Origin of the sequence: Vibrio sp. 10N.237.312.B06 (assembly GCF_041464685.1) — a bacterium.
GTDB classification, from domain to species: Bacteria; Pseudomonadota; Gammaproteobacteria; order Enterobacterales; family Vibrionaceae; genus Vibrio; species Vibrio tasmaniensis_A.
Genome location: NZ_JBFSPI010000027.1, coordinates 25445 through 42840, shown reverse-complemented (window position 1 = coordinate 42840; position 17396 = coordinate 25445). Strand labels below are relative to the sequence as shown.

The window sequence follows — 17396 nt, the reverse complement described above, 5'->3', positions numbered from 1 at the left end:
TTGCTTTTAAAAACAACAATCAGAATAAAATTTAAACACAAAGCAGAACAATGGCTTGAAGTAGATCACATTTAAGTTCAACTTCGATGATTACAGACATCAGCATGCTTCGTGTCTTTTCTCCCTTTACTGAGCACTTTGGCGCAATGTATTAGTTAGAATCTTCGTCCATGTCGAACACGACGTTGTAGTTCTCGGTATAAGTACAGTTAGGTTGACGACTACAAGTAAAGAAACGTCGGCCTTTATAATCGCCATGGCTTGCGAGTTTGATGATCATAGGGCTGCTACATTTCTTACAGAATCGAACTTCTTTAGATGGCTCAATCAAATCGATGTGTGCTGCCAGTAACCTCTTCAAACGGCTCACTTGATAACTGTGCTTAATTGAAGCGCCAATAAGTGGAAGGCCAGCCGATTTACAAACGTGCATCAATAGCTTCTCGCGATCAACCTTTCCTTTATTCAGCTCTTTTCCATTGTCCAATTCGATGATTACGCGTGGCTCTAACGTTCGCGGGTCGCACACTACAAAGTCAAAATAACTGCGTGAGATTTTGTTGTTCGCAATAAACCAATTCTTTTTATTGTTCGCCTTAGCGGGGACAACAATGTTAGACATGCTCACTTTAGCAAATACTTCTCCATGGTTACCCACTGCGGATTTGAGTGCGTTATAGAAGGTCGCTTGTTGCGCCGACATTAACGAGCCTTTCTTTTGATAAGCATGATCTTTGGTGTCATCATTTTTTACTAGATAGTTTTGAATAAAGTAAAAAAACACAACCAGAACAATTACAACGATAAAGATATTAGTCATTTTCCAACACAATCACATTTGTATAGGGATTAAGAGAGTGGTTAGCGTATGTAGAAAAGCGTCACGTGGCAAGCAAAAGAAGCAGAGCTGCGAATTGGAATCATGACCTTTGAACGCTTTAATCGCCAGAGGCTGTCTCTTTATCGGCTTCGACAGTTCAAGACGCACATCTCCTATTTAATAATCAAATCATCAATTACATATTAAATTGATTCAGATCAAATCGCACCAAGTTGTGACCAATTAGCATGAAAAACGTTAGGCAAATGTTAATAAGGAAATGACTATGGAACTCAAACAAGACCCAAGATGTTATACCGACGTATGTGTAGATGGTAAATGGTTCCACTATGACCACTGCGGAACCCAAGCCTACATGTTAAAGGGAGGGACTTCAGCGGTAATTGAACTCGCTAGCGAACCAGCGACAGAAGGCGAATTGGTTGAGATGCTCCAAGGTGTCGCTAAATAACTCATTTAGAAAATGTTGATATAGATAAACTCGTCATATCGCTAAGTAAACCTCACTTCTCACTCAAATTTTTATATTAGCGATCTCAGAGTGTTCCAGAAGCCATTCTTATCTCACGAAGATCAGAATGGCTTTTTGTTTCCAGATTAGCGATTAACTTTCAGCGATGATGACTTGATTCCTACCCGACTCTTTCGCTTGATATAGTGCATCATCCGCGGCTTTGAGGTACTTCTTGTAAGTATCTTGATTGAGTTGCTCATGAACAATACCAATCGACGCTCCTATCGATGTGGTGAGGTCTAAAGAGCCGGAGTGCGTATCAATGGGTGTTTCAGAAATAGCTAAACGGATAACGTTCAACTGTTGCTCAGGATCAATGGAACCAGACAACAGCATAACAAACTCTTCACCACCCCAGCGAGCCACTACATCATTTGGGAAGAAGTGCTGCTTTACTCGCCTTGCCACTTCCACTAAAACCTCATCACCAATATCATGCCCAAAGGTGTCATTAACGCGCTTAAAGTGGTCAAGATCTAGAATAACGAGACTGATCCCAAACCGTGAAGTATTAAATGGCATTGGCTGAGTTAACAACTGCTCTAGATAGCGTCGGTTGTACAAACCCGTTAGCGCACACGTTGTAGATTGAGTGACCAGCGCTTTATTTTTACTTTGAATGCTACGAAGCCGAATCGCCAGTAATACAGCACTAATGCTGACCATTATGATCAATGCCACCACGATTCTGTTTATCAATTGTTCCTTTTGAAGCAGCAACTCGTTGAGGTCTTTTTCTGTATTGAGTAATTCATTTTCGTTAGCAAGCGTCTGTTTTGCATAGTCTTGCTCTAGTAAGAAAATGTCACTCTGCCTTTTATCAAACAATAGCGCTTTGTTGCCATGATAATATTGTTTGTAGTAACTCAGTGCAGTATCAAGGTCACCCTGAGATTCGTAATATTCAGCCAGTGTTTTTAAGCCTAGTACCTTCCAACTTCTGCTCCCAACCACTTCAAAGATTGCAAGTGCTCGTTCAAGATCATTCAATATGGCGTCATCTTGATCCAGTCCAATGTTAGCTAACGCTCGGTTTAGGTAACACTGCCCGTTTTGAAGCGTGTACTTCTTAATATTCGGCGCTTGAAGACATTGATTAGCCACTTGTAATGCTTTGCTGAAATTGCCCTCTGATAGCAGTACATCACTGTAGGTTCTCAGTAATAAGATTTTGTATCGAGCACTGACTCTTTTGCTATCGAGTGCTTTTGCCTTCTCATAAGCAATTCGGCCATTAGTCACGTCACCACTGTTCAAATGCAGAAATGACTCGTTAATGTAAAGAATGCCAATAGCGTCATCTTCAAGTAAGCCACTTTTAAAGTAGAGTTTTTTTGCTTTCTCGATAATACGCAGGGCTTTAGGCCAATCCTCTAAATAGATATAGAGCAACGCCATGTTCGACATCAGCTTGCTGTTATAAATGTGCGTTGATACTGCTTGCCAAGTTGCAGCCCTTTATAGAAAAAGTACTGAGCGTCTTGCAAGTCGTTCCGCACGTTATTGATCGCCCCCGCGGTGTTATACGCTTTAACCAATAACTTATCGTAACGAATAGATTCAGCAATGCCTATCGCGGACCGAATTTCAATTTCCGCAATTGCAAGTTCGCCTTTCTTGAGATATTCAATCGCAGATTCGACCAATGATTCTGACTTCAACCACAACATACCTTCATGCTCAGACAATGCTTTTATTTGTTCTACGTAGGCCATCACGGCGTCGACATCTCGTTGATGTTGAGCGACATTAGACAAGATCATAAGTCGATAAGCTTGGTATATTGTCTTGTCATTAACGCTAGTGGGCGGTCGTAGTAGATCAAACTGATGTTTTGCAACAGAGGGGTCACTGCGTGATAAACCGAGAATATGAATTATCTTTTTTCCATATTCAGTTTGAGAGAGTTCTTTTTCTGGAGTGTAGACAGAAGTGTTGTCGGCTTGAGGAGGGCTCAAGTCCACATCATTGAGCGGATACAGTAAATAAAGCCCGAGTACGGCACTCATTGTTACAACGAGTAGAAACGAACCTAAAACGTTGTTTTTATTCATGTATTAAGACCGTTACAAATTGAATGACCATATCACTGCTGTTTATCTATATTAGAAACTTATTATACCCGACAGATATACAGATTAAAATCCTGCGCACTGGTGGATCTGAATTGGGTTTTTCCATTAATTAGAATAATCAGGCAACTTTCTTGATTTAACTCAGACAATCATCTACCTCATTGGCGTTATAGTTATTTTCCTGTTCCAGCCTCCGTGACTTCTTTAGAAACAACGGAGCAAAATGAGAATTAACAATGACCCAAATTAATGAACAACGCCTCGTAGAACATTTCTGCGATCTAGTGAAAATTGATAGTGAATCTCGTAACGAAAAAGCGATTGCTGAAGCTTTGGCTGAGCAACTCGGTGGACTGGGTTTCGAAGTTCACAAACTGGCGGTTCCTGAAGAAGTGTCTAACGGTTTCAACATCTACGCTCGTCTAGATGGCACTCTTCCAGGTAGCACAGTGTTCAGCTGCCACATGGACACAGTAACGCCAGGTATCGGCATTGAGCCAATCATTGAAGACGGCATCATCCGCTCTAAAGGCAATACGATTCTAGGCGGCGACGACAAGTCTGGTATCGCAGCGATCATGGAAGCGGTTCGCGTAATCCAAGCTGAAGGCCAAGCTCACAAAACCATTGAAATCGCGTTCACCGTATTCGAGAAGGCGGTCTATTCGGTTCTTTGAACTTCGATATGTCTTACATTCAATCTGAGCACGCTATTGTTCTAGATACAGGCGGCCCGATTGGTACTATCGTAAATGCAGCACCTGGTCAGCAAAAAATTGTTGCGAAGATCAAAGGTCGCCCTGCTCACGCTGGTTTAGCACCAGAAGAAGGCATCAGCGCAATTCAAGTAGCAGCAGACGCTATCACTAAAATGAGCCTGCTTCGTATTGATGAAGAAACAACTGCAAACGTGGGTATTGTTGAAGGCGGTCAAGCGACTAACATCGTTATGCCAGAACTTAAAGTCGTGGCTGAAGCTCGCTCTCTAAACGGAGAAAAGCTAACAGCTCAAGTTGAGCACATGATCTCTACATTCCAAGAGAGTGTAAAACAGTTCGGTGCTGAAGTAGAAATCGAATCGACTCGTGCTTACGATGCATTCGTTATCGCAGACGATCACCCGCACATTCTTTCTATCAAATCCGCATTCGAGAAGCTTGGCGTAACAGCGAACACTAAACGCACTGGCGGCGGTAGCGATGCAAACAACTTCAACGCGAAAGGCCTAACAACGGTTAACCTTTCTACAGGTATGGCGAAAGTTCACACCACTGAAGAGTACATTGCAGTGAAAGACATGGTCGCAATCACTGAGTTTGTTGTGGCTTACGTGACTCAATAGTCTTACTGGTTAACTAGCCGGCCTTATTTGTTAACAAGCCTGTCTTAGTCGTTGACGAAATAGAAAATGCCATCTAGTGAACGTCAAAAAGCCGAGTTCACATGTAACGTGTGACTCGGCTTTTTTGTTGTCTTAATTTAGACAGAAGTTCTAATCTAAAAACCCCTATGCTTCCAAAACTGCCCTTCATCTTTCGCTACAAGGTCGAATGTCTTATCAGCAATGATGTTGCCTTTTAGCTCAACCGTCATACGCCATTTACCTAGTTTGTTGGAGACAGGAGCCCAGATAGTATCGCCTAAGTAAAAATCCCAGTCATTGTTGCCGACATGCTCTTCACCATCGAACGGTTCGAGCACTTCACCCGTGTCGGTGGTGATGTTCGGGTGATAGATGCAGTAACGGATTTTTTCACCTTTGGCTTTTTTGATATTCAAGATATAGCCAAATTCCACGTCGATTTCAGCATCAACGGTAGTGGTGAACTCTTGGATTTTTGGAAGATCTTTAGATTTGGAATCCCACGTTGTATAGATGCCGTAAGATGTCATGTCGACCACAACAGAGCGCTTTGCCATTTCAATCGTTACCTTGGAGTTGTTCTATTAATTAATTCTATTTGCCACTCACCCAAGCTGGATAAGCACGAGGCTATTCTTGCCAATCTTTTGCCATGCGCTTATTCACCGACGGTTCAATGTCGTGAATGCTGCCATATTGCTCTCGGCACACTTCTATAACTAAATCCGCTTTATATTTGAGTGCGAGTTGGCGGTAGGCTTTCATTTCCCACTGCTTAATAAAAGTATTCGACACCACAACGTCTAACCCTTGCTTCAAGCCGTCTTCTGCAGTGTTCTGACACCACTCATGCGCTTGCTGCAACTGCCTTGGGTCAAAATTATAGTCGCCTTGCTCATTCACGTAATACATATCCGCTTCGACATGCAATGCATCGTAGGTTTTTGCTTTTGTTGACTTGCCGGAACCGGGCAACCCTCGAATGAGTATTAACTTCATCTGTCACTTTACAGGCTAATTTTAAAACATGAGTTTATCTTAAATAGTGACGAGTTTCTCTGATAACTGCCGTTGCTCAACATCCGAAAACCGAGTCCTTATACTCGACTCAGATAATCACTGAATACAATGAGACTCCCCTCGACGTCGGTGAATGACTTCTGAAAGCAAACACAAATAATTTACAACTATCCATTTTGTATATCGACAAGCGTATCAAACTACTATAGATTTAGATGTATAGACGTCTACATATCTAGCTTAGGGAGAAAGCTTTGCCTATTCGCATTCCAGACCAATTGCCAGCATCTGATGTTCTTCGTGAAGAAAACATCTTTATTATGCCGTTATCAAGAGCATCGACACAGGAAATTCGTCCACTTCGAGTCTTGATCCTCAACCTAATGCCAAAGAAGATTGAAACTGAAACTCAATTCTTGCGCCTACTATCCAACAGCCCATTGCAAGTCGATGTAGAGCTGTTGCGTATTGATGACCGACCAAGTAAAAACACTCCGACAGAACACCTTGATAACTTCTACCGTCAATTTGAAATGGTCAAAGGGAGAAACTTTGATGGATTGATCATCACTGGTGCGCCACTTGGCTTGGTTCAATTTGAAGACGTTATCTACTGGGATCATCTAAAAACCATCATGGAATGGGCAAACAAGCATGTGACCTCAACCTTGTATGTGTGTTGGGCTGCTCAAGCTGGCTTAAAGCTCTTGTATGATTTACCAAAACGAACTCGTAAAGATAAGCTTTCTGGGGTTTACAACCACGAGATACATAACCCGTACCACCCAATTTTACGTGGCTTCGACGATACCTTTTTGGCACCGCACTCTCGCTATGCTGATTTCTCTCAGGAATACTTGGCCGAGCATACCGACCTTGATGTTCTTGCGACTTCTGATGTGGCGGGCGTATACCTTGCGGCAACCAAAGATAAGCGAAACGTGTTTGTAACCGGTCACCCTGAATACGATGCGCATACACTTCACAACGAATACATTCGTGATTTGGGTGAAGGCATGGAGCCTGTGATACCAATCAACTACTACCCGAACAACAATCCAGACAACAAGCCTGTAGCAAGTTGGCGTAGTCATGGACACTTATTGTTTTCAAACTGGCTTAACTACTGCGTTTACCAACAAACGCCTTACGATCTGGATCACTTCAGCGAAGACAACTTCACCAAGGACGACTAAGTTCTTTCTTCCGATTCACAAACACATTAAGCCGTCTTCCATAGGTTGTTGATAAAACACCAAATGGGACACGGCTTTTTTATGGTGTTTGGGTCGCATTCCATAATCGACATAACACTTAAATGTATTCGATTTCATATCATAGGTTTGTGTTCAAAAGGAGCTGCACATGCCTAACAAGTCGCTATTACCAAAATCCACCCTGATATCTCATCTAACGCTATTCGCCTCTCTTTCTTTGGTAGGTTGTGTTTCTGTAACCGAAGGTCCACCAAAAATGGCAAGTGATCCAATTGCGATGTCTCAATCACGTATTGAATTGGGTTTGGGCTACATGGGACAAGGTAATATGGTCAAGGCACGTGAAAACCTAGAGCTCGCTATCAAACACGCTCCTAGCTATTACCGCGCCCAACTTTCGATGGCACATTATTACGAGCAAGTTGGCGAAGTAGATGAAGCAAGAACCACTTACCGCAAAGCACTCAGTCTAGATTCAAGAAACGGCAATGTATTGAATAACTACGGTACGTTCTTGTGTAAACAAGGCGAATACGAGCAAGCTGATAAATATTTCAATCGCGCTATTGACCAACCCTACTACTACCTTGTCTCTGCAAGTTATGAGAATGCGGCATTCTGCGCGTTTAAGGCTGGTAATACCGACCAAGCAAAATACTACTTCACACGAGCGATTGACCACGATCCAAATCGCGTAAAATCGATACTACAGCTATCAAAAATTGAAGTGAGTGACGCCGATTACAACGACGCTAGGCTTCGTTTATTCAAATTCCACCAGCGTTATGGCTACCAAATTCCATCGCTTAAAATCTTGGTCGATCTCGAAAACAAAGCAGGTAACAGTGCTCTAGAGAAGAAATATCAGAGTAAGTTAGATGAGTTACTTTCTGCTTAGCGCATATGAAAAACACAAAAAACGGGCTTGTTGCGTTAACAACAAGCCCGTACGTAATTTCAACTTAATGTCTTAACACAGTGCTGCCGCTATTTTAGCGCAATCCACTCTTGTCTTTGCTCGTCGTCCATAAAGGTCCATGCGATAAAGCGACTCACCTTCTGGCCTTGCGACATCTCAACCACTTTTACTTGTTTAGCTCTTAGCTTACCCAGCTCTGAACGAACCATATCGACGTTATCTTTGTTAGAAATCAATGTCGTGAACCACAATACTTGAGTAGCAAAAAGTTGGCTCTCTCTCGCCATTTTCATAATGAAAGTAGCTTCGCCACCCGGACACCAAAGTTCAGATTTTTGGCCACCAAAGTTTAAGGTTGGTTTCTCTTGCTTAATCGATTTGGCTGGCTTCTTATTCATCTCGGGCTTGAATGACTTGCCCGCTTTCTTAGCTCGGTTTGCCGCTAAGTTATCCAATTTACGTTGTGATCCCTTTTCCGCCTCTTCTAGAGAACTATGGAATGGAGGATTACAAATAGTGACATCGTAACGTTCATTATCCTTAATCACGCCCTTAAAGATAGATTCAGAGTCCGCTTGCAGGCGAGCTCGGATCTTACCTTTTAGATTAGGGTTACTTTCAGCAATGAAGTTCGCTGTTTTGATGGAGACTGAATCGACGTCCGTACCCGTACAGCGCCACTTATACTCTGTCGCGCCAATGATTGGGTAAATACAGTTTGCACCAACACCGATATCTAATGCTTTCACAGAGGCATGATTATAAGGTTCACCTTGTCCATCGCTATTTAAGATGTCTGCCACTCTGTGGATATAATCTGCACGGCCAGGAATTGGTGGGCACAAGTAACCAGCAGGAATATCCCAATGCTTAACGCCATAGTGATGCGCCAGTAAAGCCTTGTTAAGTAGCTTAACAGCCAATGGATCAGAGAAATTAACGGTGTCTTCGCCCACCGGGTTCTTGATCAGGTGTTCTTTTAGCTCTGGCAACGCTGCAACCAATAACTCAAAGTCGTAGCGACCTGTGTGTTGGTTTCTTGGGTGTAATCCACCTTGAGGCTTCTCTGCCGAACGTCTTTTCTGTGCTGCATTCTTGTTAAATGCAGTTTTATTGAAAGAACCCTTATTCGATGATCCTTTATTCGCACCCGGTTTGCCTTTGCTATCTTTTGCAAAAGGTCGCTTTGCTTTGTTGTCAGCACCTTTGGGAGCACTGTTTTTGCGGTCTGATGTGTTCTTTGTAGAAATACGCTTGTCGCTGCTTGGCGTGCCGGCATTTGGCTTAACATCACCTTGCTTGCGGTTACCTTGCGTACTGTTACCTTCGTTAGCTTGGTTATCTTTTGCTTTTGCTGCGGAGGTACTGTTTTTCGACAGGCTTAGCGTCGTTCTGTTTTGTGATTGGCTCATTGGGCTACTTCTTTAAATCTAAATACATCATGAATAAACGGGCATCTAACTCAAGTTGATGATATTCCGGCTCCATGTGACAGCATAGTTGGTAAAAGGCTTTGTCGTGCTCTTTCTCTTTGATATGCGCCAGTTCGTGTACCACCAACATTCTCAGCAAAGGTTCTGGCGCATTTTTAAAAACACTAGCGATACGAATCTCATTCTTCGATTTGATCTTTCCACCGTGATTCTTCGCGACGTAAGAGTGCAGACCTAATGCATTATTAATTAGGTGTATCTTGCCGTCATAAATCACTTTACTGATCGGTGGTGTTTTTTTCATATAACGATTTTTAATCTCAATCGCATAGTCAAACAGGGCTTTCTCGCTTTTTATTTCATGATTCTTTGGGTAGCGAGCTTCGAACCACGGCACCAACTTTCCCGATTCAACTAGTTGAGTTACCGGGTCGAGAATGTGCTTCGGGTAGCCTTGGATATAGCGTAAAGAAGGATGCATGCTGAAAGACCGTACAAGTTACACCACGACAATACGTTGTGGTCTTGAAAATTGAGCCGCATAGTGTAACTGATCACACTTTTCTAATCACCTAGGATTCGTTACACTTTAGCGAGATTCACCAAGAGCTAGACTCAAAAAGAGATTATAAAAATGAAACGTGTTGTATTGTACGTCGCAGACAAATGCCCGCACTGTAAAGATGCACAGCGCTATTTGGATTCAAAGAAAATTGTTTACCGCCTAACGAATGCAAAGATGCAGCGTGGTCGTAAAGAGTTGCAAGCGATGGGAGCTCGCTCTATCCCCGTACTTAAAATCGGCGACCAGGTGATGGTCGGCTGGAATCAGAAGAACTTCGATAAGATGTATAACTCAAAGAGTAACTAAGTGCTCTAAGCCAGTAATACTTCTATAAAATAAAGCCCGAATGTCCAATCTAGGATACTCGGGCTTTGTTGTTCTATACCATTCTAAATCACACGTAGCGCTTAACGAAATCAATAAAGGTTCGGTCTGCCTTCGACAAGTACCCTTCCTTTCTCCAAGCCAAAGATAGATTGAGTTTTACAGGATCTTTAAATGGCACCCCCACGACGTCTTCTTCGTATTCTGTGACCAAACTCAGCAGCGCAGTAATGGCAAACTCTCGTTTTACTATAGAAAGAATCATTGGTAATAAGTTGGTTTCGAAGGCGATGGTCATATCGAGATTGTATTTTTTACAGGTCGCATCAATGAAATCACGGTGGAAATAACCCGACTTGAACATAATCAGTTCTTGAGCGAAAAACTCTTCAAAGGTAATGAATGGTTGTGACGCTAATGGGTGTTCTTTACCAACAACAGCTAGCATCTCAGAACTCAACAAGTGATCGGTTTCGAGATCATCTGGGACATTTTCATGATTGATAACCCCGATATCCAGTTCGCCGTTTAACAGCATTTCACGAATCGAAGCGGTACCAGCATCTATAAGCGTCAGTTTTAGGTTTGGGTATTGGCTTTTAAAGGCCATCACCACCTGTGGGAAAAAGTAGCTCCCCATCATACTTGGAGCGCCTAATCGCACTTCTCCCTTTTCTAGTCCCTTTAGCTCATTCATTGCGAGTTGAGCATCATTGAACTGTTGGGCGATTCGCTTCGCATGCTCAAATAACACTTTGCCCTCTTCCGTTAAGGTGACGGATTTATCTCCGCGACGAAATAGAATCAACTCAAGTGTCTGCTCTAGTTTTTTAATGGAGATACTCAATGCAGGCTGTGCGATATGCAGCGCTTTGGCGGCCTGAGTGAAATTGCCAAACTGAGCAACAGCCAGAAAATGTCGAAGTGGTTTTGATTCAAGCATGTCGATATATTAATTATATAGAAGTGATATTTTTAATATATTTCTTTAATCACCATTGTACTGATAACTTGTTCACAAATAGCTTACTAACTCGCGCAGGCACAACGTAAATGTTTGATAAAGGCAGCCCTCAATACAAACGTATCACCCAATCATTGGCGATTGGATCGTTTATCATTTTCTGTAACCTTTATCTCTTTCAGCCAATCTTGCCGCACATGGCCGAGCACTTCCAAGTATCGGAAACTCAGATCAACTGGCTGTTTGCCGCGACAACACTTGGGCTTTCCATCAGTTTGGTGCCTTGGGCAATCGCATCTGAAACCTTTGGCCGAAAGCCCATCATTCTGTTCAGTCTGTTCGCTATTCCTTTGATTGGACTGAGCATGGTGTTCACGACTACTCTACTACAGCTTGTTATTGCTCGAGCATTCATGGGAATTGCAGTCGCTGCATTTGCAGGTGTGGCTGTTGCCTATTTGGTTGAAGAGTTGTCACCTAAGGCATTCGCCATCGCGATTGGTGGGTATATTGCGGCTAACTCATTAGGTGGCATCTTCGGTCGTGTATTGGGTGGCTTGATTACGGACTATTTCGACTGGCATGCAACAGTTCTGTTTTTCGTTGTCGGCTCTTTGCTTGGCGCACTCTATATTGCGTATAGTCTGCCTGACCAACAAAACTTCAAACCTCAGAAAGGGTTGTTCTTTCATCATAACCGCTCGGTTGTGATGCACTTAAGAAACCGTACCTTGTGGCTCGCGATGTTGATTGGTGGCGCTAACTTTGCTCTGTTCGTTAACTTGTACTCAGTAATGGGCTTCAGGCTTGTATCTGCACCTCACTCGGTACCCGTTGGTTTAGCTTCGCTGATATTCCTATGTTACTTAGCCGGTACGATAACCTCTAAACTTTCCAATAAATGGACACTTCGTTTTGACCCGTTAAACGGTATATTGATCGGCGTGTGTATCAGCTTAATTGGTATGTTGGTTTCTGCCGTCGACAAAGTCCCATTCATGTTAGCTGGGTTGTTATTGATCAGTGGCGGAGCTTTCTTCGCCCATACCCTAGCCTATTCTTGGGTAAGTCAAAAAGCACCGAGCGCGAAAGCGACAGCAACGGCACTTTACTTAGTTCACTATTACATAGGCGGGAGCTTGGGTGGTTTCTTACTCTTATATTGCTGGCAGTTGTTCGGTTGGAATGGTGTTATCGCCGGTGGTTCTATCTTCTATGTTGCGATATTTGCTTGGGTCTACCAGTTAAAACAACTTCAAGTGTCAGCCTCTAAACTCGCACAAGCATAAGTACGACTGAGGTTGTAACTCAATTATTGCTTTTGATTAACGTCCGTTCTGATATCCTACGCAAAATTTCATTTCGGAACCTGTTATGTCGAACACTCAAAGCTCAGATCTTCAAACCATCCATGACCAAGTAAAACAGTGGTTAGACGATGTCGTTATTGGCCTAAACCTGTGTCCATTTGCAGCTAAGCCACAACGTAATAAACAGATTAAGATCTTTGTGAGTGAAGCGAAAACGGAAGAAGCGTTACTAGAAGACATCATGACGCACTTTGTAGAATTAGATAACACGCCAGTCGCAGAATTAGAGACGACTTTGGTGGTTGTGCCTAACATGCTGCAAGATTTCTTCGACTACAACATGTTCATTGATTGGATTGAAGCCTTGATCAAGCAAGAAGATTGGGAAGGCGTTTATCAAGTGGCAACCTTCCATCCAGACTATTGCTTTGGTGGTGCGGATCCAGAAGACGATGAAAATCTTACTAACCGCTCTCCGTATCCGGTTTACCATTTGATTCGTGAAGCGAGTATGGAAAAAGTGTTGAAGCACTACCCCAACCCTGAAACGATTCCTGATACCAACATCGCGAGAGTTGAATCTTTAACACCCGAAGAGCGTCGTAAGTTGTTCCCTTATCTATTCAGTTAAGAACTAACCTTTGAGCTTTAAGAGCTGACAGCTTCAACTTACGAGTCTGAGTGTTCTTGATGATATGGGCGAGATATAAACTGATCTCGTCCATTTTGTTTAGCAATGTACAGGCATTCATCGGCAACTTTGATTAGCGAGTCTAATGCCGACATTCTCTCCCCTTTGCTATCTCCAGTGCTCAACTCAAAATGACACGCACCAATTGATATGGTGATAGGCTTACTATCTAGTGTGATTTTCTTCATTTCTTGTAAAAGAGTCATGAACTTATCTTCAACACCACTTGGTGTACTATTTGGATACCAAAGAATGAACTCTTCACCACCAAAGCGAGCTACAAACTCTCCATCTTGAATATTATTGCGCAGAACGTTTGCCACTTTCTTTAAAACAACGTCACCCATTTGGTGACCGTAAGTGTCATTAACGACCTTAAAGAAATCGATGTCTACGACGGCTAGTGTCCCTTTACCTAGAGAGCCTTTTAACTGCTCCACTTCTGCATTCAACGTTTTGAACAAGCAACGTCTATTTGGCAAATGGGTCAGAGGATCGTACATAGCTTGGTACTCTAACTTCTCATTCAGCTCTTTGAGTTTTCGTTCTTGCTGTCTTCTAACCAGTTCCACTTCGATCCATGAGGCCATTAACCGCATAACGTCGATATCGAACTCTTTAAACTCGCGATGATAGGGAGCTGGGCTTGAAAAGTTTAAGGTGCCATAAAGCTCATCATTGACGAAAATCGGGATACCAATATAAGACTCTAGCCCAAAAGATTGGTAAGCGGGATGCGTCGCATACTTATCGTGTTTGCCACAATGCTCTATGCAGATAGGACCAATCGATTTACAGGTAATTTCGCAATAGGTTGAACGATAATCGAAGATATCGCCACTATTGAGCTCAACCCCTTCAGGTGTGACAGAGTGTTCAACTAAGTAAGTATTACCCTCGACTTTAGATAAAATACCGATATCAAGGTTGAAGCGTTCAAGCCCCATGATAAGCAGCTGAGCGATCTGAATATCGAACCCTTTTCGATAATCATTGGTGATTTGATACAAACGACGTATAACAAACTTCACTTTCATTAGCTTGGTGCATAACTGTGATCCTACGACGGAGAACTGATTGGCAATATTACGTGTGGCCTACTGTAAATTATATATTAATCAATTAGTTTTTATGCAAGATACCTCATTAAACCAATGAATAAAAGTCGACTTTGCGTTAGCACCCTATTCCCAGCTTTGGTAAAATACCCCATTAACGAAACAGAATGGATAGGAAAATGAACCTTTCTCAACTAAGCCAAGAAATCTACGATCACCTTTACCGCGACATTGAAGAGTTCCGCAGTACTTTTGATCTGCCTGTTGCTGCTCCTGAAACAATGGACGAAAAAGGCGATACGCTACACACATCTCTAGCGATCGAAGAACTAACAGAACTTGCAGAAGCTGACTCTAAAATCGAACAAGCGGACGCTATTGTAGACAGCGTTTATGTTTTGATGGGACGTTTAGTTCACCTTGGCCAAGCTAAGGTTGAAGACAACCTAGCAATCAGCTACCTGATCGACCTACTGTTGAATGTTTCTAAAAACCGCTCAATCGACTTTCTGCCTTGTTGGGACGAAGTACACTCAAGCAACATGAGTAAAGTGTGCCGTAACGAAACAGAATACGCAGAAACTGAAGCTTTCTATGCTGAGCAGAACATCAAACTGATGGCTGTTCAAAAAGGTGAATACATCATCGCTAAGTGTGCGGAAGATTTCGTATCGGAAGGCAAGACAGTTCGCCAAGGTAAAGTACTAAAATCAGTACATTACCGCCCTGCGAACCTTGAGTCTCTAACGGCTTAAGTAAGGCTACAACTGAAGCACTTTAAAGCCGCAGTTGACTAAAATCGAAAACGCCACGTTATTTTAACGTGGCGTTTTATTATCTATTAGAAAGCCCTAGCTGTGGTAATTGGAGCCTTGTATTAGAAGCAGAACACTATACCAGTCGTGCCATGTGATAAGCCGCCACATATTCGCCATTTCTGAAAGCGAACCCAGCCGACTCTCCTTCAATAACAAAACCGAATTTCTTGTAGAGACTGATCGCTCTTTCGTTATCGGTGTACACCGTTAGCTCCAGTCGTTTGATGTTAATCCAGTTATCACACAAGTCGATCGCGGTCGCGAGCAGTTGACTACCGACACCTTTGCCTAATACATCGTCTTTAACACCCATACCGAATGAAGCAACATGACGCCTTCTCGGGTTTACACACACTTCCATTCCCAAATTACCAACAATCTCATCGTCGATCATCGCGACATACGAGTACACGTTGTCGGGCATATTTGAGATTCGTTTCTGCCAGCTTTCCAAAGATGGATTTGGGAGTTGCAGCGTACCGGTATAAGCGTTTGTGCATTCGTAAACTTCTTTGATTCCCTTTGCATCTGACGGTTCAGACCGTCTCACTATAATACTCATCGCAACTCCTACTATTTTCATCGCTAAATATGAAACACATCCTTAATGTGCACCTAGACACACTATCAAATAGTAAATATTTAACAATAGGTTAGATAAAATTGTTTTATTGGATCTGATGTGGGGAATGTATGTGGATGTTCTGAAGAAGTAAATTTTAAGAATCAAGGTTAGTTAAACTAGAGGTAATTCGATATGGGCACCTCGGGTGTGCCCATATCATGAAACCTATAGCGTTATTTAACTGGACGCCAAACGCCCCACTGATCATTTTCGTAGGTAGCTTTAGGGTTTGTACCACCTTGAACCCACCATTGCGCTTTCCATGACTGGTTCGAGTAAGTCACGACTTCGCCACCAAGGTAAGTAGCTGATGAATCCCATGTGCCTGGGTCAGGAGTCGGATCAGGATCCGGCGTTGGATCTGGGTCTGGTGTTACGCCACCGTCATCAGCAATTACTTCAAAAGTGAAGGTTTCAACACTTTCGCTTTCAATCGAGCTAGCCATAAACGATAGAGTTTCGTTTGCAGTGATGCCAGTGGTATCAACTACGATAGAAGCCGTGCCGTTATTTTGAATGCTTACTGAAGAGCCTTGAGTTTGAGTCAATGTCGCCGCTTCGCTTGTTGCAATCACAACTTTGTCGCCAGCATTCACTACGTTGTCACTCTTCACTAGCTCGTAGATGTCGCCTTTCAATGGTTCAACACCACCGTCGCCACCATCAATCAGCGTTAACTGACCAGAAGCACGGCTATCTTTTGAGTTAAAGAAGTTACGTGAAGGATCGTTTTGGAAGTACATGTAGTGCTGCATTTCAGTGTGCCAATCACCAATGAAGATCGCGCCATCTTTAAACTCTTCGTGCCAGCCGTTAATCTCTGAAGCCAACAAGCGAGCCCAATCGTTAACGTTTGAAGCGTCGATAACGATGTCGAAGCTACGCGCGACTTCACCGTACTTGTTGATGATGTCGTACTTAACCGTATCACCAATTTCTGGCGTACCAAACTGGTCAGAAACAAACAGGTCGCCACGGACTAGATCAGGTTCAGGACCCGGCTCTGGTGGAGGGGTTGTTCCCCCCGCGATAGTGATGTCAGAACAGTTATAGAAGCCTTCACCCGCGGCATCGTCACGTTGCCAACTTCTTGGATAAGATCTAAATCACCCCACGCTAGGCCTTTGCTCAGGTCGGCGTTTGGTTTTGTTAGGTAGAACTCCCAGAATGACGGGTTGTGTGGTGCAGTCGCGTTGAATACATATTCAAATGTACCAGTGCTTAGCTCGGTGCGAGTCCAACCTGTATGAGGTGCTCCCATACCACGTTTTTGCGAATCATTGGCATAACACAAAGTGCCGTCTGGAATCGCCGCTTTCACAGCATTAATGTTGTTGAAATCTTGGATATTTTTCGCATACTCGTTGCGTTGAACGAAAGGATATGACCCAGAAATATCTTTTGCTTGAGCACATGCCGCATTTGGTGGCGTACCTGACCAAACTCCGCCCTGCTCGTAACACGTATTCTGACGTGCACTTGGAAATTCAGACCAACCATGAGCGTTTGCTACTGATGGTACGCTGGATAGCATAGCCATCCCCACTGCTATTTTTAGAATATTATTATTTGCTGTTTTCACTTTCCCACTCTCTATTATTTTACCCCCGTATGCAATATTGATTGGATATTTACTAATCAAGATTGCAGTTCGAGGGT

General features: G+C 43.0%; 14 protein-coding genes and 4 pseudogenes. 8 read left to right on the top strand and 10 right to left on the bottom strand.

Annotated features, from left to right (window positions below):
- Nucleotides 1-151: 151 nt before the first annotated feature.
- On the bottom strand, nucleotides 152-820 hold the full coding sequence (locus AB6C75_RS09745) for a DUF2726 domain-containing protein (RefSeq protein WP_029223195.1): 669 nt from the start codon (nucleotides 818-820) through the stop codon (nucleotides 152-154).
- A gap of 286 nt (nucleotides 821-1106) precedes the next feature.
- Between AB6C75_RS09745 and AB6C75_RS09740 the strand changes: the two genes are divergently transcribed.
- Nucleotides 1107-1292: a hypothetical protein gene (locus AB6C75_RS09740; protein WP_372107655.1), complete on the top strand. Its 186-nt coding sequence runs from the start codon at nucleotides 1107-1109 to the stop codon at nucleotides 1290-1292.
- A gap of 153 nt (nucleotides 1293-1445) precedes the next feature.
- Here the strand turns inward: AB6C75_RS09740 and AB6C75_RS09735 are convergent.
- Nucleotides 1446-3409, bottom strand: a pseudogene (locus AB6C75_RS09735) (diguanylate cyclase).
- Nucleotides 3410-3666: 257 nt separating this feature from the next.
- Between AB6C75_RS09735 and AB6C75_RS09730 the strand changes: the two are divergent.
- Nucleotides 3667-4772: pseudogene (locus AB6C75_RS09730) on the top strand (M20/M25/M40 family metallo-hydrolase).
- A 155-nt stretch (nucleotides 4773-4927) separates the two neighbouring features.
- Here the strand turns inward: AB6C75_RS09730 and AB6C75_RS09725 are convergent.
- Both AB6C75_RS09725 and AB6C75_RS09720 read right to left on the bottom strand, forming a co-directional pair.
- Nucleotides 4928-5350, bottom strand: coding sequence for a DUF3859 domain-containing protein (locus tag AB6C75_RS09725; RefSeq protein WP_372107654.1), 423 nt, complete (start codon nucleotides 5348-5350; stop codon nucleotides 4928-4930).
- A gap of 73 nt (nucleotides 5351-5423) precedes the next feature.
- Nucleotides 5424-5792: an ATP-binding protein gene (locus AB6C75_RS09720; protein WP_372064506.1), complete on the bottom strand. Its 369-nt coding sequence runs from the start codon at nucleotides 5790-5792 to the stop codon at nucleotides 5424-5426.
- A 275-nt stretch (nucleotides 5793-6067) separates the two neighbouring features.
- Between AB6C75_RS09720 and metA the strand changes: the two genes are divergently transcribed.
- Together metA and pilW are read left to right on the top strand one after the other, a co-directional pair.
- Complete coding sequence (gene metA / locus AB6C75_RS09715) at nucleotides 6068-7009, top strand: homoserine O-succinyltransferase (protein ID WP_012604106.1); 942 nt, start codon at nucleotides 6068-6070, stop codon at nucleotides 7007-7009.
- 169 nt (nucleotides 7010-7178) lie between these two features.
- Nucleotides 7179-7928, top strand: a complete 750-nt coding sequence (gene pilW, locus AB6C75_RS09710) for a type IV pilus biogenesis/stability protein PilW (protein ID WP_009846916.1) — start codon at nucleotides 7179-7181, stop codon at nucleotides 7926-7928.
- A gap of 89 nt (nucleotides 7929-8017) precedes the next feature.
- On the opposite strand, the gene rlmF is transcribed toward pilW, so the two are convergent.
- Nucleotides 8018-9361, bottom strand: a complete 1344-nt coding sequence (gene rlmF, locus AB6C75_RS09705) for a 23S rRNA (adenine(1618)-N(6))-methyltransferase RlmF (RefSeq protein ID WP_372107653.1) — start codon at nucleotides 9359-9361, stop codon at nucleotides 8018-8020.
- A 4-nt stretch (nucleotides 9362-9365) separates the two neighbouring features.
- Nucleotides 9366-9863 (bottom strand): YgjP-like metallopeptidase domain-containing protein, encoded by a 498-nt coding sequence (locus AB6C75_RS09700; RefSeq protein ID WP_004734935.1) that lies wholly within the window; start codon nucleotides 9861-9863, stop codon nucleotides 9366-9368.
- A gap of 153 nt (nucleotides 9864-10016) precedes the next feature.
- On the opposite strand from AB6C75_RS09700, the gene AB6C75_RS09695 reads away from it, so the two are divergent.
- Nucleotides 10017-10253: a glutaredoxin family protein gene (locus AB6C75_RS09695; RefSeq protein ID WP_371710069.1), complete on the top strand. Its 237-nt coding sequence runs from the start codon at nucleotides 10017-10019 to the stop codon at nucleotides 10251-10253.
- An 88-nt stretch (nucleotides 10254-10341) separates the two neighbouring features.
- Here AB6C75_RS09695 and AB6C75_RS09690 read toward each other — a convergent pair whose 3' ends face one another.
- Complete coding sequence (locus tag AB6C75_RS09690) at nucleotides 10342-11214, bottom strand: LysR family transcriptional regulator (RefSeq protein ID WP_017104416.1); 873 nt, start codon at nucleotides 11212-11214, stop codon at nucleotides 10342-10344.
- Between the two features lie 110 nt (nucleotides 11215-11324).
- Between AB6C75_RS09690 and AB6C75_RS09685 the strand changes: the two genes are divergently transcribed.
- Nucleotides 11325-12524, top strand: coding sequence for an MFS transporter (locus AB6C75_RS09685; RefSeq protein WP_372107652.1), 1200 nt, complete (start codon nucleotides 11325-11327; stop codon nucleotides 12522-12524).
- A gap of 85 nt (nucleotides 12525-12609) precedes the next feature.
- On the top strand, nucleotides 12610-13176 hold the full coding sequence (locus AB6C75_RS09680) for a DUF1415 domain-containing protein (protein ID WP_012604112.1): 567 nt from the start codon (nucleotides 12610-12612) through the stop codon (nucleotides 13174-13176).
- 38 nt (nucleotides 13177-13214) lie between these two features.
- Here the strand turns inward: AB6C75_RS09680 and AB6C75_RS09675 are convergent.
- A pseudogene (locus AB6C75_RS09675) lies at nucleotides 13215-14286 on the bottom strand (diguanylate cyclase).
- 187 nt (nucleotides 14287-14473) lie between these two features.
- On the opposite strand from AB6C75_RS09675, the gene AB6C75_RS09670 reads away from it, so the two are divergent.
- On the top strand, nucleotides 14474-15049 hold the full coding sequence (locus tag AB6C75_RS09670) for a nucleoside triphosphate pyrophosphohydrolase family protein (protein ID WP_076671730.1): 576 nt from the start codon (nucleotides 14474-14476) through the stop codon (nucleotides 15047-15049).
- Between the two features lie 136 nt (nucleotides 15050-15185).
- Here AB6C75_RS09670 and AB6C75_RS09665 read toward each other — a convergent pair whose 3' ends face one another.
- Both AB6C75_RS09665 and AB6C75_RS09660 read right to left on the bottom strand, forming a co-directional pair.
- A complete protein-coding gene (locus tag AB6C75_RS09665) occupies nucleotides 15186-15674 on the bottom strand; it encodes a GNAT family N-acetyltransferase (RefSeq protein WP_017109820.1) in 489 nt (162 codons plus the stop codon).
- Between the two features lie 236 nt (nucleotides 15675-15910).
- Nucleotides 15911-17277 (bottom strand): annotated as a pseudogene (locus tag AB6C75_RS09660) (lytic polysaccharide monooxygenase).
- Nucleotides 17278-17396: the final 119 nt, after the last annotated feature.

Coding starts and splice junctions, on each gene's coding strand:
- AB6C75_RS09745 (WP_029223195.1), bottom strand. CDS start 820: ATGACTAATATCTTTATCGTTGTAATTGTTCTGGTTGTGTTTTTTTAC.
- AB6C75_RS09740 (WP_372107655.1), top strand. CDS start 1,107: ATGGAACTCAAACAAGACCCAAGATGTTATACCGACGTATGTGTAGAT.
- AB6C75_RS09725 (WP_372107654.1), bottom strand. CDS start 5,350: ATGGCAAAGCGCTCTGTTGTGGTCGACATGACATCTTACGGCATCTAT.
- AB6C75_RS09720 (WP_372064506.1), bottom strand. CDS start 5,792: ATGAAGTTAATACTCATTCGAGGGTTGCCCGGTTCCGGCAAGTCAACA.
- pilW (WP_009846916.1), top strand. CDS start 7,179: ATGCCTAACAAGTCGCTATTACCAAAATCCACCCTGATATCTCATCTA.
- rlmF (WP_372107653.1), bottom strand. CDS start 9,361: ATGAGCCAATCACAAAACAGAACGACGCTAAGCCTGTCGAAAAACAGT.
- AB6C75_RS09700 (WP_004734935.1), bottom strand. CDS start 9,863: ATGCATCCTTCTTTACGCTATATCCAAGGCTACCCGAAGCACATTCTC.
- AB6C75_RS09695 (WP_371710069.1), top strand. CDS start 10,017: ATGAAACGTGTTGTATTGTACGTCGCAGACAAATGCCCGCACTGTAAA.
- AB6C75_RS09690 (WP_017104416.1), bottom strand. CDS start 11,214: ATGCTTGAATCAAAACCACTTCGACATTTTCTGGCTGTTGCTCAGTTT.
- AB6C75_RS09685 (WP_372107652.1), top strand. CDS start 11,325: ATGTTTGATAAAGGCAGCCCTCAATACAAACGTATCACCCAATCATTG.
- AB6C75_RS09680 (WP_012604112.1), top strand. CDS start 12,610: ATGTCGAACACTCAAAGCTCAGATCTTCAAACCATCCATGACCAAGTA.
- AB6C75_RS09670 (WP_076671730.1), top strand. CDS start 14,474: ATGAACCTTTCTCAACTAAGCCAAGAAATCTACGATCACCTTTACCGC.
- AB6C75_RS09665 (WP_017109820.1), bottom strand. CDS start 15,674: ATGAGTATTATAGTGAGACGGTCTGAACCGTCAGATGCAAAGGGAATC.